At 38.2% G+C, this 21,964-nt stretch carries 15 protein-coding genes and 4 pseudogenes; 6 read left to right on the top strand and 13 right to left on the bottom strand.

Annotation, left to right across the window (positions count from 1 at the left end; translation table 11 throughout):
* The first annotated feature begins 69 nt into the window (after window positions 1–69).
* Both H3Z85_16190 and H3Z85_16185 read left to right on the top strand, forming a co-directional pair.
* A complete protein-coding gene (locus H3Z85_16190) occupies window positions 70–2,400 on the top strand; it encodes a TonB-dependent receptor (protein ID QPQ50908.1) in 2,331 nt (776 codons plus the stop codon).
* Window positions 2,401–2,403: 3 nt separating this feature from the next.
* Entirely contained in the window at window positions 2,404–3,204 is an 801-nt protein-coding gene (locus H3Z85_16185) for a DUF4249 domain-containing protein (GenBank protein ID QPQ50907.1), read from the top strand.
* Window positions 3,205–3,351: 147 nt separating this feature from the next.
* Here H3Z85_16185 and H3Z85_16180 read toward each other — a convergent pair whose 3' ends face one another.
* From H3Z85_16180 to H3Z85_16165, 4 genes and pseudogenes are all read right to left on the bottom strand, one after another.
* The gene (locus H3Z85_16180) at window positions 3,352–4,647 is read right to left on the bottom strand and encodes a TolC family protein (protein QPQ50906.1); all 1,296 of its coding nucleotides are present in this window, start codon (window positions 4,645–4,647) and stop codon (window positions 3,352–3,354) included.
* Window positions 4,648–4,796: 149 nt separating this feature from the next.
* Window positions 4,797–7,208 (bottom strand): annotated as a pseudogene (locus H3Z85_16175) (ABC transporter permease).
* Window positions 7,209–7,253: 45 nt separating this feature from the next.
* Window positions 7,254–7,975: pseudogene (locus tag H3Z85_16170) on the bottom strand (ABC transporter ATP-binding protein).
* Window positions 7,976–8,049: 74 nt separating this feature from the next.
* Complete coding sequence (locus tag H3Z85_16165; protein ID QPQ50905.1) at window positions 8,050–9,291, bottom strand: efflux RND transporter periplasmic adaptor subunit; 1,242 nt, start codon at window positions 9,289–9,291, stop codon at window positions 8,050–8,052.
* Between the two features lie 197 nt (window positions 9,292–9,488).
* Here H3Z85_16165 and H3Z85_16160 point away from each other — a divergent pair.
* Together H3Z85_16160 and H3Z85_16155 are read left to right on the top strand one after the other, a co-directional pair.
* Window positions 9,489–10,812 (top strand): annotated as a pseudogene (locus H3Z85_16160) (sigma-54-dependent Fis family transcriptional regulator).
* Window positions 10,813–10,858: 46 nt separating this feature from the next.
* Window positions 10,859–12,178: a GHKL domain-containing protein gene (locus tag H3Z85_16155; GenBank protein QPQ50904.1), complete on the top strand. Its 1,320-nt coding sequence runs from the start codon at window positions 10,859–10,861 to the stop codon at window positions 12,176–12,178.
* A gap of 33 nt (window positions 12,179–12,211) precedes the next feature.
* Here H3Z85_16155 and H3Z85_16150 read toward each other — a convergent pair whose 3' ends face one another.
* A complete protein-coding gene (locus H3Z85_16150) occupies window positions 12,212–12,838 on the bottom strand; it encodes an NAD(P)H-dependent oxidoreductase (GenBank protein ID QPQ50903.1) in 627 nt (208 codons plus the stop codon).
* A gap of 62 nt (window positions 12,839–12,900) precedes the next feature.
* Window positions 12,901–13,485 (bottom strand): Crp/Fnr family transcriptional regulator, encoded by a 585-nt coding sequence (locus H3Z85_16145; protein QPQ50902.1) that lies wholly within the window; start codon window positions 13,483–13,485, stop codon window positions 12,901–12,903.
* A 150-nt stretch (window positions 13,486–13,635) separates the two neighbouring features.
* On the opposite strand from H3Z85_16145, the gene H3Z85_16140 reads away from it, so the two are divergent.
* Entirely contained in the window at window positions 13,636–14,031 is a 396-nt protein-coding gene (locus H3Z85_16140; protein ID QPQ50901.1) for a VOC family protein, read from the top strand.
* A 33-nt stretch (window positions 14,032–14,064) separates the two neighbouring features.
* On the opposite strand, the gene H3Z85_16135 is transcribed toward H3Z85_16140, so the two are convergent.
* A complete protein-coding gene (locus H3Z85_16135; protein QPQ50900.1) occupies window positions 14,065–14,400 on the bottom strand; it encodes a hypothetical protein in 336 nt (111 codons plus the stop codon).
* Between the two features lie 35 nt (window positions 14,401–14,435).
* Window positions 14,436–15,386 (bottom strand): hypothetical protein, encoded by a 951-nt coding sequence (locus tag H3Z85_16130; protein ID QPQ50899.1) that lies wholly within the window; start codon window positions 15,384–15,386, stop codon window positions 14,436–14,438.
* A gap of 210 nt (window positions 15,387–15,596) precedes the next feature.
* On the opposite strand from H3Z85_16130, the gene H3Z85_16125 reads away from it, so the two are divergent.
* Window positions 15,597–15,938 (top strand): DUF2511 domain-containing protein, encoded by a 342-nt coding sequence (locus tag H3Z85_16125; GenBank protein ID QPQ50898.1) that lies wholly within the window; start codon window positions 15,597–15,599, stop codon window positions 15,936–15,938.
* A gap of 195 nt (window positions 15,939–16,133) precedes the next feature.
* Here H3Z85_16125 and H3Z85_16120 read toward each other — a convergent pair whose 3' ends face one another.
* The 5 genes and pseudogenes from H3Z85_16120 to H3Z85_16100 form a co-directional block, all read right to left on the bottom strand.
* Window positions 16,134–17,081, bottom strand: coding sequence for an alpha/beta hydrolase (locus H3Z85_16120; GenBank protein QPQ50897.1), 948 nt, complete (start codon window positions 17,079–17,081; stop codon window positions 16,134–16,136).
* A 197-nt stretch (window positions 17,082–17,278) separates the two neighbouring features.
* Window positions 17,279–17,676: pseudogene (locus tag H3Z85_16115) on the bottom strand (ACT domain-containing protein).
* A 437-nt stretch (window positions 17,677–18,113) separates the two neighbouring features.
* Complete coding sequence (locus H3Z85_16110) at window positions 18,114–18,767, bottom strand: response regulator transcription factor (GenBank protein QPQ50896.1); 654 nt, start codon at window positions 18,765–18,767, stop codon at window positions 18,114–18,116.
* On the bottom strand, window positions 18,751–20,478 hold the full coding sequence (locus H3Z85_16105) for a HAMP domain-containing histidine kinase (GenBank protein ID QPQ50895.1): 1,728 nt from the start codon (window positions 20,476–20,478) through the stop codon (window positions 18,751–18,753). The genes H3Z85_16110 and H3Z85_16105 overlap by 17 nt, the downstream gene beginning before the upstream one ends.
* Window positions 20,479–20,973: 495 nt before the next feature.
* Window positions 20,974–21,690, bottom strand: a complete 717-nt coding sequence (locus tag H3Z85_16100; GenBank protein ID QPQ50894.1) for a hypothetical protein — start codon at window positions 21,688–21,690, stop codon at window positions 20,974–20,976.
* Window positions 21,691–21,964 lie beyond the last annotated feature (274 nt).

Raw genomic sequence — 21,964 nt, 5'->3', positions numbered from 1 at the left:
CCTTCCAACTAATCCGATAATAAAATCTACAATTATTATAAAAGAGATCTACTACTTTAAACAAAACTAATGCAAACATCCTTTTTAAAAATCACCGCAGCCACTGCTGCGCTCTGTTTCAGTACTTTTGTGCTTGCCCAGCAAACCTATTCTGTAAGCGGAACCATAAAAGATAAAAAAAATGGCGAGCTCCTGATCGGGGTTGCTGTAAAAGTAAGTGAAGATCCCTCGATTAATGTCGTTGCCAATGAATATGGATTTTATTCTTTGTCATTGCCGGAAGGCAATTATACCCTGATCATTTCCAATCCTGGTTATAAAGATTTTGAACAGCAGATCAAAGTTGATCAGAATATAAAAATGGACCTTCCGCTTCTGCCACAGGAGCAGATTTCAAAATCTATTGATGAAGTGGTGATAACCGGCATTAAAAAGGATAAAAATTTAACCTCTGCCCAAATGGGAACAGAGACATTAAGCATTAAAAATATTGAAAAACTTCCTGTTTTATTCGGAGAAAAAGATGTGATGAAGACGATTCAGCTTTTACCGGGTATTAAAAGTAATGGTGAGGGAAGCAGCGGCTTCAGTGTAAGAGGTGGTGCCACCGATCAGAACCTGATCTTACTGGATGAAGCTCCTGTATATAATGCTTCTCATTTGCTTGGTTTCTTCAGCACGTTCAACAGTGATGCTTTAAAGGATGTCAGTATCATCAAGGGAAACAGCCCTGCCCAATACGGAGGGCGTCTTTCCTCTGTACTGGATGTAAAGATGAAAGACGGAAATAATCAGGATTATAACATCAATGGAGGAATCGGTCTTATCAGCAGCAGGCTAAGTGTGGAAGGTCCTATTCAAAAGGAAAAATCTTCTTTCATTGTTTCAGGGAGAAGAACGTATGCTGACTTGTTCTTAAAGACTTCCAATGATTATAAAGACAACAAATTATATTTTTATGACCTGAACCTGAAGGCCAATTACCAGCTCAATGAAAATAACCGCCTTTACCTGTCAGGATATTTCGGAAGGGACGTACTGGGATTGGGGAATACTTTCTCAACAGACTGGGGAAATACAACAGCCACTCTGAGATGGAACAGTATTATCAACAGTAAGTTGTTTTCCAACACTTCATTTATTTACAGCAACTACGATTACAAAGTCAGTCTGAAAAGTAATGACAATAATTTCGGTTTAAATTCAAAAATACAGGACTGGAACCTTAAGCAGGATTTCACATGGTTTGCAGGAAATAAACATTCCGTTCGTTTTGGTCTGCAATCTATTTATCATACGATTACACCAAGCAGCGCATCAGGAACCAGCGTGAGCAGTTTTCCTAGAAATACCAGAAAATCATGGGAAAATGCCCTGTATATTAATGATGATTTTAAAGCGACGGAAAAGCTGACCGTGAATTATGGAGCGAGGCTTTCAATGTTTAGTATTTTAGGTGGTGACACTTTCAACACCTATAACAACGGAGTTCTTACCGACAGCCGGTATATTGAAAAAGGAAAATTTGGAAAAACCTATGTGAATATTGAGCCGAGAATTACCGCCAACTACAGAATCAATGAAGTAAGCAGCATCAAAGCAGGATATTCCCGTAATACTCAAAACCTGCATCTTTTGAGCAACTCAAGCAGTGGAAACCCTACTGATCAGTGGATTGGCAGCAGCTTAACGGTAAAGCCTGAGATCGCCGACCAGGTGAGTCTGGGGTTCAGCAGAAATTTCAACAACAACAATTATGAGGTGAATGCTGAGGTCTATTATAAATCAATGCAAAATCAGATTGATTTCAAAAACGGAGCCCAGATTACCTTTGATACGGCTGCAGATGTAGAAAGTGAATTGCTTTTCGGGAAAGGAAGAGCCTACGGACTGGAACTTATTGCTAAAAAGAAAAGCGGAAAATTAACCGGCTGGATTTCTTATACCTTATCCAAAACTGAGCGAAAAATAAACGGAATTAATGATAACCAATGGTATAATGCAAGAATGGACAAAACCCATGATCTCTCTATTGTTGCTACTTATCAGCTGAATCCCAAATGGTCTTTCTCAGGATTATTTGTTTACAGTACAGGAAATGCTGTAACCTTCCCTACCGGAAAGTATCAGTTAAACGGACAAACTGTTTTCCAATACAGCACCCGAAATGCAGACAGGATGCCGGCTTACCACAGAATGGATCTAAGTGCTACCTACGAACCTTCTTCCAATAAGCGCTTCCGCGGATCATGGACTTTCGGAATTTACAATCTGTATGGCCGTGAAAATGCCTACACCATTACTTTCGAAGATAACCCGAACAATCCGGGAACTACACGTGCTATGCAGACTTCATTATTCCGTTGGGTACCAAACATCACTTACAATTTCAAATTTTAAATCATGAAAAATACTTTTTATATTATATTATCGCTGTTTTTAATGACCTCATGCCAGAAAGAAATCGACCTCGATCTTGATGATCAGAGCGGAAAAATAGTGATTGAAGGAAATGTAACGGATCAGGCAGGTCCTTACATCGTCAGAATTACCAAATCCGTAGCATTTACACAACAGAATCAGTATCCTGCCGTGGAAGGGGCACAGGTTATTTTAAGTGATAATACCGGCCAGACCGAGATTTTACAGTATATGGGAAATGGCCGGTATCAAACTACAACATTTGTAGGAGCAGCAGGAAGAACCTATACATTGAAAGTACAAGCCGAAGGCCAGCAGTACACCGCTCAGAGCACTATGCCACAGCCTGTAGATTTTGAAGGCCTTGCACAGGATTCTTTCCAGTTCGGAAGTAAAACGAGTTATACCCTTTTGCCTATTTTTACTGACCCGGCGGTATTAGGGAACCGTTATCTGTTTTCTTACACGATCAATAATTTGTCGAAAAAATATATTAACGTGTTTTCAGACAACCTTAATAACGGAATGCTTAACCAGCGTCCTCTCATCCTTCCCAATGATGATAATGACGATGCAGATCATGAAGTGAAGGCCGGAGATACTATCCATGTTGAGATGCAAAGCATTGATAATAATATTTTCACTTTTTACAGTGCTCTGTTGGATATGTCGGGTCCTGGAGGTGGGGTTACTCCTGCCAACCCTCCCAGCAATATCAGCAATGGGGCTTTGGGATATTTCTCGGCTCATACACAGAGCGTACAAAGCTTTGTGATTCAATAAAAAAGTAGAAGCTATACGATACAAGGTTATTTTGGATTTTCCGAAATAACCTTTTTTATGGATAAACCGTGTAGTGTTTCAGAGCATAAAAAAGCCGCCTTCACCGGAATGAAGACGACTCACTGGAGTTGTACGAATAAATTGACTTTACAATCCTGATTCCAGTATTTTCAGGAGTTCTTTCTGCTGGATCAGATCATTTTTGCTGCTGATCAGATTATAATTGGCCTGAAGCCAGCCGTTCCGGACTACAAAAAAGGCATAGGCATCAATAAGCCCTTCCCTGTATTTTTCCTCAGATTTCTGAAATGAGAGTCTCTGATTCTCAAAATTGGAATCCAGCAGATTATATTTTTCCCGGGCATTTAAAAACTGTGCCCTGATCGAATTGATACTTTGCGTAAGGTCATTTATGATCAGATCCCTGTCATACCGGGAACTGATAACATTCAGTTTTGCTATTTCCACATTGGTTTTCACCTGCAGCTTATTAAAAACAGGAATACTTATCCCTAAAGACAAAAAATGATTTTTGTTCTGGGCAAACTGATCCGAGAAGCTTTTGTCTGATACATTGTCTTTTCCAAGTACTTTATTATAAAAGGTCGACCATCTGTATCTGCCGTCTAAGGTTGGTAGATAGCCTGCTTTTGCAATATCTTCTCTTTTTTCCTGTGCCTTCATTTCCGCTATTGCTGCCTGATATGCAGGATTTTTATGCAGTAATTTTTGAGTAAAATCAGGATCATTGAATTCTGCGTCGGAAAGACTTTCATCATTCATGATAAAATCCAGAGAATCATGGGTAACTGACAACGCGTTGATCAGATTAATTTTCGTCTGGTCACGTTGATTTTTAGCCGACACCCACTGCTCCTGCAATGTCCCGAGATTGGCTTTAATATCATATACATCGCTTTTAGGACGATTTCCGATCTCTACTTCCTTTTCGGTTCTCAGGATCTGATCCTTTATCCCGGAAATCTGGGTTTCCAGTACTTCAAGTAAACTTTTGCTGTTCTGGTAGGCAAAAAATTTCTGAACAACATCTAGTTTCACCTTATTCCGAGCCTGTTTAAGCTGATAGGCACTGGTTTCTTTATTCAGTCTTGAAAGCGAAATATTCAGGATATTCTTCCAGTTGAAAAGCCCCCAATCTGCCTGGGCATAGAACTGGTCATATTGTGTATTCAAAGCTTCCCTCTGATTACTGGTCTGGTTGATGGAAGATCCGAAACTGTAGTCACGTCTCACTCCTGCTTCTGCGGAAGGCAATAGCATTCCTTTTGAGCTTTTGACCATCTGATCATTTTTTGTAACGGTCACTGTTGCCTGTTTAATCAACGGATGATGGGTTGATGCGTAGTCCAGACATTGTTGCAGGTTCCATGTTTGCTGGGCCGGAAAGAAGCCAACAAACAACAGAAAAATTAAATTTTTCATGAATACGTTCTGATTTAAAAAATTTTACATTATTGCTGTATAACCTTCTTATAAAAACATAAAAGAGATACACCGATAAAGTGTTTAGAAAACAAAGACTTTGTGATTTTGGTAGGTAAATTTAAACATACTTATTACGAAGAATACGATTACTCGTACTTCAGATATTTCACAAGATCTACTTTTGTGGCTTTATACGCTTTGATGCTTACAACCGCAAATGTCAATACCAGTAATAACACAAAGCTTATGACAAAAGGCCAGGCCGGCATATCAATTCTGTAGGCAAAATCTTTCAGCCATTCGTTCATCAGGAAATAACTGATCGGGATACTTATCAAAACAGCGATTACAGCGATCCAAAGAAACTGGCGGGTCAGCCCGAAAACAAGAATACGATCTGAAGCGCCTAATGTTTTTCGAATAGCTACATCTTTCAGCTTTTGCTCGATCATCAGAGAAGAAAGGGCAAAAAGTCCCAATAAAGCCACCATCAATACCATGGCATTCAGAATAGTAAACAAAGTCTGTTGTTTTTGGTACATTTCAAAAGTCTTTGCAAACTTCTGATTGAGAAAATAGTAATCAATAGGATATCCCGGCTCGGCGGAAGTCTGCCAGAATTTTTTTAGCTTTGCCACTGTTCCTTCGATATCATCAGCCTTTATTTTAACCTGAATATTGTATACATTAAATCTCTTCCAGGAAGATTGTTTGTAATGAAAAAACATGATAGGTTCTACCTGGTATTTAAGACTTCTTAGATTAAAATCTTTAACAATTCCCACAACCTTATATTTTTTTCCTTCATCAAATCCGGGCTTTATTTCACGCTGAAACATCTGTTCATCAGTCCATCCAAACTTTTTAACAAATGCCTCATTGACAATAACTGTATTCATTGTATCTGATGCCAAATGAGGATTGAGCCAGCGTCCTTTCAGTAACTTCACATCCAGAAACTGGAGGTAGTTATAATCCATAGCGCTATTTTCTGCATTGATGCTCTGTTGTTCATAATCCATATTTGAACTGCTTCTGTCCGGTTCCTGCAACCGATTCCCCGAAAGAAACGTCTTCTACTCCATTGATTTTCAAAATTTCAGTTTTAAGCCTTTCATATTTCAGCCAGGCTTTTGGAGTGGATTCATTGAAATTAATCATCATGATCTGATTTCCGTTAAACCCAAGGTCCTTGTTCATCATATATTTTACCTGCGTATGTACAATGAGACCTCCAATGATGAAAAATGAGGAAATAACGAGCTGTAGCGTAAGAATTCCGTTTCTGAGCCAGACACCGTGTTTGCTTCGGGAGAAATTGCCTTTCAGCGTTTCGATGGTTTTAAAATTTGAAAGATAGAAAGCAGGAATTAACCCGGATAATAAAGTAACTACAATGACCATGGTCAAAGAATACAGATAAATATGCCAATCTTTCAGCTCTATTTCTTTGTTGAAAAATTGATTAAAAGCAGGAAGTAAAAGTTCTGTAAGTGCCAGAGACAGGAAGTAGGACAATAAACAAATGATAAACGTCTCCAGAAAAAACTGAAGCATCAGGGACAGTTTTGTTCCTCCGATCGCTTTTCTAACGCCAACTTCTTTTGCTCTCTGTGAAGCTTCAGCCGTTTTCAGGTTGATAAAATTAATGGCAGACAGGATAACAATCAGGACAGACAGGGAAAATAGGATCATAATCGTTCTGAAATCTCCTGCCCCAAACCATGATGCTTTTGCATGAAGCTTAAGTTGATCCAATGGGATCAGCTGTACACTATTCGGCCCGTGAAGATCAGAAAACTGAGCTGTAGTCATTCCCGTTCCCCTGGCATCTATACTTGATCTCAGCATAAGGATATCCTTAAATTTATTTTCAAAATTCGCAGGGGCAGCTCCTTTTTAAGCATGAAAAAACATCCGTAGTTGAAGTTATTCCATTGCTCTTTATCATGTTTGAACCCTTCCACAGGCTTGAAAACAAATTGAGGCTTAATCTGACTGTTACCTTCAGGGAGTTCATAGACCGCGGTAACGATATAATTTTTATCATCAAATTTTAACGACTCACCGACAGCGTTGGTTGTTCCGAATAATTTCATCGCAGCCTGTCTGGAAATGATAATGGAGGTATCTGATTTCAAGGCATCTTTTGCACGTCCTGAGATAATTTTAAAAGGAAAGAAGGTAAGGAAACTTTCTGATGAAGTAAAACCTCCCTGCTGAAAGGTTGTCGTATATTTTGTGGTCATCTTGACGCCTATGTCCGAACCGTTAAAAATAACAAAATCCTGCACTTCCGGAATGGTCTTCAATGCATTAAAGGCAAGTGGGTAAGAGATATTATCCCCGTAAAAGTTTGTTCTTTTATAAAAGGACTGAAAAGCATAGATCTGATCTTTTTTCGGATTCCATTTTTCATAAGATTCCTCATCATTCCAATGCATCAGGATCAGCATAAATCCTGTAAGGCCTATGGTAAGCCCGAACAGATTGATCAGGGTAGACAACCCGTTCTTTTTATAATTGATGAAGGCGATTGTAAGCCAGTTGGTCAGCATAATGGTAGTATTACAGTTAATGATAGGTAACGAAACGATGCAGAACTATTCAAATGCTCCCGCATCGGCTTTTGCAAATACATCTTTTCGCTGGGAAGCATATTCTTCATTAAAAATTTGTCCGTCTTTCATATTGATAATCCTTGATGCAAAGCCTGCGTCGTACGAGGAATGGGTCACCATCACAATCGTGGAACCTTCTCTGTGAAGCTCTGCCAGGAGATTCATGACTTCATTCCCATTGGAACTGTCCAGATTTCCTGTCGGTTCATCGGCAAGGATCAGCCTGGGTTTTGTCACTAAAGCTCTTGCAACCGCTGCTCTTTGCTGCTGTCCTCCTGACAGTTGTTGAGGATAATGTTTGGCCCGGTGAGCAATATTGATCTTTTCCATGATTTCTCCTACTCTTCTTTTTCTTTCCGAAGAAGAAATTCCGTTGTAAATCAGGGGAAGTTCAATATTTTCATAAACGGTTAATTCATCAATCAGATTAAAGTTCTGAAAAATAAATCCGATATACTTTTTTCGGATTTCCGATTTCCTTTTTCACTTAATCCTATCATTTGGGTTTCTTCAAATTGATATGATCCCATTGAAGCGGTATCCAGCAGTCCCAGAATATTAAGAAAAGTGGATTTTCCGCAACCTGAAGGCCCCATTATGGCCAGGAACTCTCCTTCTTTAATGCTCAGACTGACTTCATGCAGTGCGTGCGTCTGCACATCTTCTGCTGTATAAATTTTTGAAAGTTTATCTATATTGATCATGGTAATATCTATTGAATGTTATCATTGATTATACTTTTTATGGTAATAATAAAAGGTTAAAAATATTCATCTTTTTACTTTTTAATATCAAGAATTTCATATTTCTTCAGGTCAGAATAGTCTGATGTAATCACTTTTTCTCCGGTCTTTAATCCTGAAACGACTTCATAATACAACGGATTTTCTCTTCCAAGGCTGATGTTTCGTTTCCCGGCTTTATTTGCATTGACTACAAAGATCCATTTTCCATTGGTTTCTTTGAAAAAATTTCCTTTGGGAATCATCCTACTTTGTGTATCTGCAGAGAGTTTTAATTTCAGGCCGAAAGTCATTCCTATCTTCAGGTTCTCCGGCTTTTCTCCGGTAAAATTAAGTTCTATCAGAAACTGCCCGTCCTTCACTTCCGGCAAAATTTTGGTAATGACCACTTCATAATGCTTTTGTTCATTATCAAGGGTTCCTTTGATTCCGTTCAGAAGTTTATTGATATAATATTCATCTACTTTTGCGACCAGTTTGTACCCGCCCATCAGATCTATTTTCCCAATACTTTGTCCGGTCGTCAGGTTTTCACCTAATGAAATGGCAAATGATGAAAGCCTTCCCGAAGCCGGCGCCATAATCAGGAAATTGTTTTTGTTGGAACGTAAAATCTGCAGACTTTTCTCCATCTGCCCTATTGAACTGTTGATCACTGACATTTGGGAAGCGCGTGAATTTTTTTCTGTTGAAAAACCTTTTTCGATGATGGATTTCCGCTGTTTCTGATAGGCAAGGTTCTGCACACTGATATCATACTCTGTCTTTTTTCCGATCTCTGCATCATAAAGTCTTTTTTGAAGATTAAAATTCTGAAGTGCCGTATTGTAATCATTCTGCGCCTGCAGCAAATCCTTGTCCTGGATCAGTTCCTGGTTTTTGAGCTCCAGAAGTGTGGTTCTCATCTGGCTGATCTGTTGCATAATTCCTGTTTCCTGATTCATATAGCTGAACTCTGTGTTAGGATTGTATACCCTTGCGATGGGCACTCCCTTAGTGAGCATTTGTCCGTCTTCTGCAAAAACCTCCTTGACGACTCCACCTTCCAAAACATTCACCAGTGAAGAATTAAGAGATTGAGTCTGGGCCGTCATCATCAGCATATCTTCAAATTTTCCTTGCGTCACCTCATCAATCTGGATGCTCTCAGAAGAAACATTATACGTTTTTTTCTGTCGGGTAAAATACAGGCCGAAAACCCATATAACCAACAATAGGATTAATCCGGCTAAAACAAATTTTAATTTCGATTTCTTTTTTACTATTTTCGTATCCATATTAAAGATAACTCATTTTGTTACAATAGATTACACAAGACAGATGCCAGGAAAATATAAATCTGTAAGTCCTTGAAAATCTGGAATAATGTTTTTATCAATAAGCAAGTAACTGTTCATTATCGGACACTTTTTGTACGAAAACGGACACTTTTAATACATTCAATAGACTAGCATGCGAAAAAAAAGAAGCCCATATCCTGATTGTTGATGATGATGAAGATATTTTGTTCTCCGCAAGAGTGTGGCTGAAAAAGTTCTTTACGGAGGTCAGTTGCCTGAGCAAACCTTCTGAAATACTACAATTCATGGCAAGACATCAGGTAGACGCCGTCGTTTTGGACATGAACTTCAGAAAAGGGTTTGAGAGCGGACAGGACGGCTTGTACTGGATGCACGAAATCAAAACACTGGAGCCCCAACTTCCCATTATTCTGATGACGGCTTATGGCGAAGTGGAACTGGCAGTGGAAGCCTTAAAGACAGGAGCCTCAGACTTTATCCTTAAGCCGTGGAATAATGAAAAATTGTATGCTTCCGTGAATCTGGCTGTAGATATCTCCCGGAAAAACAGAAAGCTCAACCAGTGGGAAAATGTGAGCCAGAAAAGCAAACAATACCAGCTGGAAAGCCATTCGCCACGAATGCAGCAAGTGCTTGAACAAATTAAAAAGGTAGCTCCTACAGATGCCAATGTCCTGTTGTTGGGAGAAAATGGTACGGGAAAATATGTACTGGCAGAATCTATTCATGAACAATCGGAAAGGAAAAACCAGCCTTTTGTACATATTGACCTCGGAAGTATTTCGGAAAGTCTTTTTGAATCTGAATTGTTCGGATATAAAAAAGGGGCCTTCACAGACGCTGTATCAGGATTATGCCGGTAAAATTGAAAATGCCCAGAATGGAACCGTCTTTCTTGATGAAATCGGAAACCTGCCTCTTCAGCTCCAGACCAAATTATTGAGCCTGATTCAAAACAGAAAGCTCTCAAGACTGGGAGAGTCAAAAGAACGGATGCTGGATGTCCGGTTTATTTTTGCGACCAATGAAAATCTTAAAAAAGCTGTTGCTGAAAACCGTTTCCGTCAGGATTTATATTACAGGATCAATACGGTGGAAATTCAGATACCGGCCTTAAGGGAAAGGCAGGAAGATATCGGATTGCTGGCACAATACTTTCTGGACAGATACAAACACAAGTATCATAAGCCAGATCTGCAACTTACCGATGAATCAGTCGCCAGCCTTACCCACTTCCCATGGCCCGGAAACATCCGGGAGCTTGATCACTGCCTGGAAAGAAGCATTATTCTGTCCGGTGACAGCAAGCTTCAGCTGCTTATACCTCAACTGGAAGAAATGGAAAATACGGTCTTCAATCTTAATATTGAAGAAATGGAAGAAGTACTGATCAGAAAGGCCTTAAAAAAACATACGGGAAATATTTCTTTAGCGGCAGAAGATCTGGGGCTTTCACGGGCAGCACTGTATCGCAGAATGGAAAAATTTGGTTTATAAATGGAGCCTAAGCTGTGCGGAGCATTATCAATACTAAAAAAGACTCATGAAAAACAGAAAATATAGGTGGCTGCTGTACAATCTGCTTGCCATGGTGAGTGGAATAACTGCTTATCATTTTTATTCAGAAGGGAAATGGTTCAATGCCTTTGTGTTCAGCGGGCTGGCTATCGCTTTTATTGCTTTGATGTACTCGTCAGTACATGCCCAGGCTTCTAAAACAGAAAAAGTAATCTCTTCTATCCGGAGAAAAGATTTTTCATTATTTCCTGGAAAAGAAGAAGGAAAAACTCTTCTGAATAGCAGCATCGAGCTTTATTATCAATGTAAGGATGAACAGCTGTCTTTATCTTCGTATAAGCTTCTCTACGAAAGCATCCTAGACCATATGGAAACAGGGCTCATGATCCTTTCGGACGAAAATGAAAACTGGGAAGTGTTCTACGTAAATGAAGCTTTTCTTAACAGCTTACGAATCCCCAAATACAACAAATGGGACCTGTATGCATCGAAAGTACCTGAGTTTTATAATATTATTGAGAATACCGGTTACAACAGTTCACAGGAATTTTTCGATATTTCTGTTCAGGGCAATTCCAAGCAGTCTTTTTCATTACGAACCAAACAGGTGAAAAACCCTCAGCATCGTTTTTATATCATCACATTGGAATCTGTGCAGAAAATCATTGAACAAAAAGAGAAACTCGCATGGCATAACCTGATGAAGGTGATTTCTCACGAGCTTCTCAATACACTTACTCCGGTCAACAGCCTGATTCAAAACCTTGAATACATCAGCAACCAGGAAACGGTAAGCAAAGATGATCAGGAAGAAATGAAAGAAAGCCTGATGATCATTAATTCCAAATCAAAACAGCTCCTGAGCTTTGTGGATGATTACCGACAGGTCGCCGAATTACCCAAACCTGTACTGGCTTCCGTCTCACTGAAAAAGGTGATTGAATCTGCAATTATTTTTTTAAAACCTGAATTTGAAAAACAAAAAATATTTGTCAGTACAGAAATAGACGATTTCAGGGTATCTGCGGATGAGAAAATGATAGAACGCAGCCTTATTAATCTTTATCTGAATGCCATATATGCCGTCTCTGAAACGGAGGATAAAGTGATCAAAACAATAGTAAGATCGCATAACAAAAGGATTATTATCAGTATCATTGATAGTGGTAGCGGTATCACTTCCGAAATTAAAGACAAAATTTTCCTTCCTTTTTTCACGACAAGGGCCAATGGCTCCGGAATAGGATTGACACTAACGAAAAGTATCATGGAAGCTCATGGCGGCTATCTCAATTATCAGGCCCGGGAAAAGGGAAGCAACTTTGAGTTATGGTTTTTAGAATAACTCAATAATCAGCTGCAATTTTAAGTCTCCGTTTTATTCTATTAACCTCATTCTGTCAAAGATTTCTTTCTTGGATCTTTCAAATATTTCGCCTCCAAATTCTTCATTATCCAGAGAAAACAAACTGATATCCTTTACTCCCATGATCCCAAAAATAAATTTCAGATAAGTGGTCTGAAAATTCATGTGTTCATTTTTCTCTCCTTCTCCATAGCCTGTATCTCCCCTGCTTGATAATACAAAAAGTTTTTTATTTTCGAGCAGACCGACATAGTCGCCATCGGGAACTCCCGACCTGAATTTCCAGGTTTTATTAAACCTCATTATCTGATCAATATATGCCTTTAATCCGCTGGGAAGAGACCAGTTATACATGGGTGTTGCAATTACATAGATGTCATGTTCGTGCAGCTCGGCAACAAGTTCATCACTTAATTTCAATGCTTTGCGACTGGCTTCAGTTCTGTCTGCCGGTTTAATGAAAGCGCCGGCGATCCAGGATTCATCAATACCGGGAATGGGCTGAGTTCCTACTTCGCGATAGGTAAATACATCTGTTGGATGTTTTGATTTCCGGTTCTCTACAAAAAGCTGTGACAACTTTCGGCTGTAAGATCTCTCATTTCTGACACTTGCGTTGATGATCAATACTTTTTTCATATGCTTCGTTATTATGATGAAGCAAAATTCCTGATTATTTAAGGCTAAAAAATTGATCTAGTTCAAGAGGATTTATTTTTTTTTCTCAATCTGCTGATCAACTCGGCGGACACTCCAAGGTAGGAAGCGATCAGATATTGAGGAACTCTGGCAGCGATATCCGGATATTTTTTCAGAAAATCAAAATACCTGTATTCCGCATCATAGATATTGTTGTAAATGATCCTTTTCTGCAGTACTCCGAGATAACCTTCGAGAATAAGGCGAAAATAGCGTTCCAATCGCGGAATTCTAAGCAAAAGCTTTTGAAATGAATGATAGCTAATTTGCAATACAGTTGTTTTCTCAAGAGCTTGAATATTATAAACAGAAACTCTCTGTTTAGAAAAACTATCGATATCACTGGCCCACCAGTCATCTATTGAGAAATAAAGAATTTCTTCGTTCCCGTTTTCAGCATTGATGTAAAATGCCTTTAATAAACCTGAAACCACATAATTATCATAGCGGCAGACATTCCCGTTCCTTAAAAGGTACTCTCCTTTCTCCAATGTTTTTTCCGTCCAGAAACTTTTAAAAATTTCAACCTCTTCCTCTGTTAAGGTAATATATCTGGAAATATTCTTGAGTAAAGCATTTTCTTTCATACAAGTTGGAGCGATTATCGTTACGGACAAATTTACAAGAATATTCCGCAAAAAAGTCACAGACTAAATTGTTAAACCCTACTGACATACTGCTGTCGCTACTCCCTGTTACCTTTGTCTAAAATTATTCAACAATAAAATTTTAACAATATGAAACTTACTTCTCTAAGAATTATCAGCAAAGACATCAAACAGTGCGTCCAGTTTTATGAAAAGGCAATTGGTGTAACTCCTCAATGGTACACAGAAGATTTTGCAGAACTCTCAACCAGCACTATTACCATTGCCATCGGAAGTACACGTACGATGAAAATGTTTGGCGAAAATATTACCGGATCTGAGGGATATCAAAGCACAATTATAGAGTTTCTGGTGGCCGATGTTGATAGGGAATACGAGAAAATTAAAGGCCTTACCGACCATGTTGTTCAGGAACCGACTACAATGCCCTGGGGAAACCGGTCATTGCTGTTCCGTGATCCTGATGGTAATCTGATTAATTTTTTCACACCTGTAAGTGTTGAAGCGATTCAAAAATTTAAGTAAGATATTTATTAAAAAAAACTTACGCCGATCTTTTTAATAAAGATAAACGTGAAAATTGAAAAAAAGAGCCGGAGTTCTCAGAATAACATTCACATTATCCGGATGGGCAGGATCTGTATCTCTGAATCCGAAAACCCAGCCTCCTCCCGGATGCGTGGTGCACCAGTTCCTAAGGCCCGCTTTATCATTTCTATTCATATCATAACCGGCAAAACCACAATCAAACTGATCGCCTCTGATGACGGTCTGAATGACTACGTTTCCATTATCTGTAGTTGCACAGGTAATGTTTCCACCCTGTCCTGTCAGGAATTTGTTGTACGCAGCCGTAATACATTGTTCGACGGACTGCAAAGTTAAATGTACCATATTTTGATGTTTTTGGTTGTTTCTGAAATAAGTAGTTAATTCATATAATTTTTTAACCAGACTCCTTTCTGGTAAATAATTGCCGCCATATATACATTATCATTGTTATTATGAGCTTTGCAAATCGGCATAATGTATACACTGTTGGAACCTGTCGCCACTTTCTGCGCTTTCCTACCAAGAATAACATGGCCACCAACGAGACTGCTGGTACAGGTAACGGGACTGTAATTTAAGGAAGTGCAGCAGGAAGGATAGCCGTACTGGTCTGCCCAGAGCTGAAGCCAGGATTTACTGGCAATCTTGGGATCATTGGTACTTCCGATGACATTGGCAAAATTTTCATTTTTACTGAACGTTACTTCCCCACCCCATACGGAATAAATAGATTTTACAACAAACTCATCACCGTACTGCTCCTGTGGGTTGTAAAAACCGGCAAATACACCATTTTGATACACGATTTTAAGGTCTTCGTGTTCCTCGGAAGTCAGAACAGGCGGTTGTGTCTTCACCTGAACAGTCAGATCTTCCTTTACAAAAGCATCGATCAAAACCTGGCTTGCATCCTTCACAGTATTTGTAAAAAGCTGCTCTAATTGGGGCGTCATTGGCGTATTGTAGTTCCAGTTGGGATTATACAGTGCTTTTTCAGTACTGATTTTGATTTCTGACCCTCTCTGGTAAGCATATTCTGCAGTACCTTCGGGAAAAGTGGTGAGGCACACAGCATCTTCTGCGGTGTAGTCCGGGCCGCTGATCGTAATCACATTATTTTCTTCTTCATACGTATAGGTAAAAGAAAGCTGTGCCATGAGGTTGGTATTCTCAAGATATATTAGTTTTCCGACCGGTACAGGAGTGGTTTCCACACGATGTGTTCCGTTTTGAAGGTCAAAAGTTAAGGTATACTCTGTTTTTTGCAGCTCTGCAGATTTATTGTGATAATCCGGAGATACAGGCAAGGTAATGGTGATTGTTTTCATGATATCGGGTTTTAGTTTTCAATCCTTGAATACCCCAAAGTAACGAAGAAACCAAAAGAAATTCTAGCGTATAAATAACCAAATGGTGAATTGAGTAGAAACACGGAAACGATGAAATGTTTTTGAAGTACATACAATAATTGCTCTTTACGGAAACCCATAATACCTATAAAATCATCAATAGTACATTTGCGAAAGGAAATCTAATCTATGAAAATATTACACAGCCTATCAATCATTCTTTTAATGATATCTTGCAGTGGTAACACTCATAAAAACAGCCTAACATTTAAAAAACAAGACTACATGGGTATCTGGCCGTTTGCAGTTGATGAAATTGAAGTGTATTGCACAGGCTACAAAGGAGTTTACTGCAAAGCCAATAATGGAAAAACCTATGCATTAAATGGCACAGCAAAAGGTATTTCACAAAATGACCCATCGATCAGTAAAATTGAAGAAATATGGCTTGATGATCCTGAACATGCCGGGCTGAAACTTTACTATACTGATTTTATAACTGAGGGGCTGCAACTTTGTGAGGATAAATAAGAAATACTTGAAAGATGACAGGAGAAAGTGAATAAGCAAGGTCCTGCGAAGATTTGTTTATTGAGCTGAACTAGAATACCTACCTTCGAAAATAGGAAGAAAAGTCCTCTGCTCAATCATAATAAGGGGCTTAAAACCATAAAACAGCCTATCCTAGTGGAGGGCTGTTTGTATGTAATTATAATTTGTAATCGATTATTTACTTAAGAATGTGTTCACTTTCGCTACAAACGCCTCATGGTTCTGAAAGAAAGAAGCATGTCCGGAATCCGGAAATATCACAAGCTCCGAATGTTCTAAATTCTGATTCATATTTTTAGCATTTTGCACCGATATGGGAAGGTCATTTTCACCGTGAGCAATCAATACAGGTTGCTTGATGTTTTTTATTTCATTCAGTGCATTGGCGTCAGGTTGTGCCCAATTTAAAACAGCGGCAAACTGAGAATTGGATGTGGCATCACTTAAAGGAAGATCCCTGTCAATCATACGACGCTGAACCCTTGCAAAAGAAGCTTTCCCGGCTGCAATACTCTGCGCAGATTCTGTGAATCCGAATTTCAGGAACGATTCTTCAGCACTTAATCCTGCTGTTCCGGCGATAATATTCGGTAAATTGGCTAGTCCTATAGCACCTTTTGGGCCGGTACCCGTTAAAATTACCTTATTGATAAGCGAAGGTTCAGTTAAAACAATTCTCTGTGCCACAAATCCCCCCATTGAAAAGCCCATGATATTTACTTTAGCCAAATTCAGAGCTTTCATAAAATCGATAGCATCATCTGCCATTCCCTGAATTGTATTCGGGGTAACTCCCTTTGAAGCCGCGACTCCTTTATTATCAAACAAAATGACTTTGTACTCTTTGGCCAGGCCGTCTGTTACGGCAGGATCCCAGTCGTCCATGGATCCTCCCAGCCCCGGTAATAAAACGATAGGAATTCCCTGATCTTTCCCCAGAATACGGTAGGCAAATGCATTTCCCTTTACCTCTACATATCTGGTTTTGGCGGTTTGATGGCTGTCACCCTGTACCTCCTGAATCGTGGGAGGTTCATTTTCTTCCCTGCAGGACATTGTCACTACCGTGAAAAGAGTTAAACATAACATGCTTGCGACGGAGATTTTTCTGATTGCTTTCATTGTTGTTTATTTTTAATTGATAGTGCAAACATAGTCTCTGCCAACAGGCAAAACATCTACAAACAGGTTAAACAGGACATATCCGGGATTTAATCAGACATTAGGAAAGCTGAAAATTATTTTGAAAAAATTAAATGCCGAGTGGATACAATTTCCAATCTTATGATTTGAATTTTCTGTAGCAACGTTGAATAACATTATGGTTTGCTCAGCTTATGTAAAGCCTCCATCGCCTTTTCAGCATCTGCTTTCGCAACAAAAATATGATCATGGAAATACGCTGCCACAACATTACAACTAATGTTTTGATGTTTCAGAGCGTTGGCAAAAGCTGCTGTTAGCCCTACAGCTTCTAGCGAAGAATGAATACTTAAAGTTATCCATGAGGAAATATAGCTATATTGAAGATTCCGTTGGTCGGCAGTTTCTTTTTCAACACAACTGTAACCGCCTCCTTTTCCCGAAAGAAAAATAATATCTCATCCATACCGGGAATTCTGTCCAGGTTCTCCATGTTGCAGAACACATACTCTCCCGGATTCAATACGGGTTCCATATGTTGAAGCAATACCGCCAAATCTGTTTCTCCAGCCATTTTTTTGTTGCAAAGCTAAAGAGATATGTTTCAATATTGTTTATCATTTGATAAAAAAGAGAATTGGATGAGCAAAAATATAGACATAAAAAAAGGAGGCCTCTCCCGCCTCCTTTTTTAGGAACTTGACTTATAAGGCCTGTTTTTTAACTTCTTTTTGTGTTTTATACGCTTTTATTTATTTTTTTCATCATTTGTAGTCGTATATTACTATAGTTTATTATTTGTATAGTCATAATGATTTACCTGATTGCAAATAAGTAAAATATACTTTTAATTTTGCGTTTTTCTCATTTGGTAAATTTTATAATACAAAGTAACGACATTAGAGCATATGATCCCCTATAATACCACTCGATACATGTCGGACACCTTATAGATATTTATCGATGCTGAAATTTTGACGAAAAAAAAAGTCTGATAAAAGACGTGGAAATTTATATTTTATGATGTGTTTTAATGAGGTCTATGAGCTCCACCAGGTTTTCTATTTTTAATTTCTCAAATATATTTTTCTTGATGGTACTTACGGTATTCTGCTTTATATTCAGTTGATTGGCGATCTCAAGGTTTCCGTATCCATCGGCATAAATTTCTGCAATTTCCAGTTCCCGTTTGGTTAAAGGACTCAGCGGACTTATCAGATCAGGATTGTAGATAAATTGTACCAACAATTTTCGGACTGTATCAGAGAAATATTCTCCTTTTTTGATAAACTGTGTGAGACCTTCCCTTACCTCTTCTTCTTCGCTTAATTTACTAAGATACCCATTAGCTCCGGCTTTGATAAATTTTAAGGCATACAGATCCTCTTCAAGTCCGGTAAAAATCAAAATTTTAATAGCCGGATTTACTTTTTTGATTTCAGGAATAATATGCAGGCTGTTCCCATCCGGAAAATGGGCATCAATGACAGCCATTTCAATATCTTTAGACTCCACCAGTTCTGTGATCTGCTGTAACGATGATGTATGGTACACCTTCGCATTGGGAGCTATATCGCTGATTACAATCTCCATTCCCTGTCGCACAATACTATGATCATCTGCTAAAAGAAAAATTATTTCTCTATTTTCAATTGGTAACTCCATTATTATTAGTATTTAAAATTAACTTGAATGTTATCTTCGTACCTTTGTGCAGCTTACTGGAGATGGATATATCACCATCGAAAAGCTCTACAATTTCCTTGCAAAGATTAAGTCCCAGACCTGCCCCGAGATTATCTACCTCATCAGATACTGTTCCCTGATAATAGGGTTCAAAGATTTTCTTCAGATCAGACTCCGATATCCCGATTCCCGTGTCGGCCACTGTTGTTGTAAAAGCAATCTTGTGCTCGCCAATGGTTTCTGTAATCATGGTAAGATCAATCTGTCCGTTTTCTGTAAACTTATTAGCATTTCCCAGAATATTCATAAAGATCTGATTCATCCTGATACTGTCGGAATTGACCATAGTTCCTTCCGGAATTCTGTCTGTCACAACAAATTTATTATTCCTTGTTTCTATATACGGCGTAATTACCTTTACAATAGAACTGATTTCATCTTTAAGATTAAAAACTGTATTAATAAGTTTTTTTTCTGCATCCTGATTCTTTGTATACTCCAGAATCTGATTAGACTGCAGAAGTAACGTACTGTTGGTAAATTTGATCGACTTCAGGTAGTCTTTTATGGTCTCATCATCTGTAGTCCGGTAAATTTTGTCAATAAAGATATTGATGATTTTCAACGGAGACCTTAGATCATGGCTCAGCATTCCCAGTATTCTGTTTTTAAAACTCAGGTTATTTTTAATCTCTTCGTTCTCAGCATTAAGCTTACGTTCATAGATAAAGGCAACTCTGGTAAAGTACATGATCAGAATAGAGACGATAAACATTAAGACCATCAGCCCTAATACGAGATACGTTCTTATTTTATTATTGGCAGAGCTCTGCTTGCTGTATTCCTTTTCCAGTTCCGACTTAAAATCCCTGATTGCATTTTCGTATACATCAATAAGCCCGTTACTGTAGACTAGCAATTTGCTGAAATTACTATAAAACTGAATATTATTTCTCTGGTTCCTGGCCGCGTATAGCTGTACTTTCTTCACTTCGGCAGCATAATGCTTGTCCATAGACTTCATCACATTGCTCACTTCCGATTTAAGATTAGACAGGTCAACCGTTTTATTATTCGTTAAAGTAACCACAGTACTTTCCTTCTGAACATTTACTTTACCGGTGATAGCATCTTTCAAACGCCCCATGAATCCTTTCTTTTTTATCGTATCTGCATACGTACGAGTCTGGATATTGAGGTTTTCAAAATTATTTTTGTATTTTTCAGGTTCATAAGGCTTTTCATCCATCTTTACCGGCGGCTTCAGAGAAGTTTTGTACACAGAATCCATGAGACTTTTAAGTCTGGTCACTTTCAGGGTATCTATTTTCTGCTTAGCCAGAGTATTTTTTAGCCTTGGACTTGCCTTTTCATATTCCCCGATTTTGTCAAAATTATTCTTAAGTTTTCTGAGTGATTGAAAATACAGATCAAGCTCTTTATTATCCTGATTGATCATGTATTTTTGGAGGTGATCCTGCGCATCCATGAAATCTTTCCTCGAATTGTCTGTCAATCCGCCTAACGCACGGCTTTCCTCCAGCTGGGTCTTAATAAACTTCAGTTTCTTTTCATTGACAAACTCGTTATAAAAAAATATTGCAATAATCCCCTGTATCAATAAAATACAGAGAATTAATGAGTAATGAACAATCTTTCTCAATTTAAAATTTAAGAATTTGTAGGCCATATTTACTTATATGCTAAATTAATTTCTTAATTACTTCAGTTCGTTTATTATTAATTCCAAATAATATAATATCATTAATTAAATTGCATTAATCAATGTATATCATTTAATTAGCAAAGTTAAAGTAATTTTTGTCTTGTCATAATAGTAAATATGAGATAAAACTTACAAATTTTAATTCTTTTTTACATTAAAATTCAATTAAAGTTTTAAAATTTCCTAGTGTATAGGTATATTTTTAGATTGATGGCAAAAGTTGGGGCCTATCAAATATTTGACAATGTCACTATTTTTTATCAGGAACTTTATCCTGCTGCACGCTTATCCCCGTCATTTTACAACGACCTACTTCCTCAAAACTAACAACTTTTTTATCCATATTGTAAGTATCATTTTCATCAGATCAAAGTCAATGCGATAACAAAAAAAACAATAACAATGAGACAATCAGATGTTTAAACCCTGCATTCTCAGCAAATATTTTTTGAAAAGGTTCTACCGATGAACCAATCTTTTTCTGAACAGAAACAGCAATGTACTGAAGAAAATCGTGTAAGCGATATTGAAAATCGCTCCTCCCACCCATCCTGAGTAAGGAAGTGGTAACAGTCCTTTTAACGGAATAATCATTAAAGTCAGAATAAAAGGAGTCAGTAATGCCATCCATCTCGGAAGCAGGGTTTTATTCAGTAAAATACACACTGCAAATGAAATCCAGCCGATAGCAAGGACACCAATCGCAGCTCCCCAGGCTATGTTCAGCATTTTCATAAAGTTTCTTCCCGTTTCCAAAAGATAAGAATGCGCCACGGGATCGGTATGGTATACTGCTTTATAGATTTCTCCCACATAAAAGAATCCTGCATGCCCTAAAGGAGATAAAACCGCTCCTACCAATAAAACCCAATAGACAAAGACGGCATACCATTTTTTAGTGTCCTTAAAAAACTGATATACCAGCCAGGTTGCCGGCAACAGTAACGGACCTGTAAGCGCTCCGATCAGAGCTCCAAACATCAGCCGTGATGCCGAACCCTCCAACATTAAAGTGGCAAATTCTACATCCGCCTGATCGGCATACGTTTTTGAAAATAAGGGATAATCAGCAGGATCAGGATCAAATCCTGCTACAAATATATCGCCTATCAGCCAGCAAAGAGATACGATAATGGCAGCGGCAAAAGACCAGTTTATTTTTTGTGAATATTTCATATTATGTATTAATTATTTGTTTTGATAGTCATTGATACTTTAATTTCCAAGCATGATACGATAACGTTTGTTACAAACAATGATCATCCGTATCTGGTATTACACTTATTTTTTATCTCAATATTCTTTTCACGTTATATGAATTTTCATAAAAAGCAATTCTATTATTAAGAATAATTCTAAATAAAATTATCTTTGTGCAAAAGTATCAGGTAAATCCGGATATGAGAGGATGTGAAACGGAATAAAAAGTCCGCGAAACGGAAACTTTAAC

Source organism: Chryseobacterium indologenes, from assembly GCA_016025055.1.
Taxonomy (GTDB): domain Bacteria; phylum Bacteroidota; class Bacteroidia; order Flavobacteriales; family Weeksellaceae; genus Chryseobacterium; species Chryseobacterium indologenes.
The sequence above is the reverse complement of the archived record's forward strand: the minus strand, read 5'-3'. Positions and strand labels throughout refer to the sequence as shown.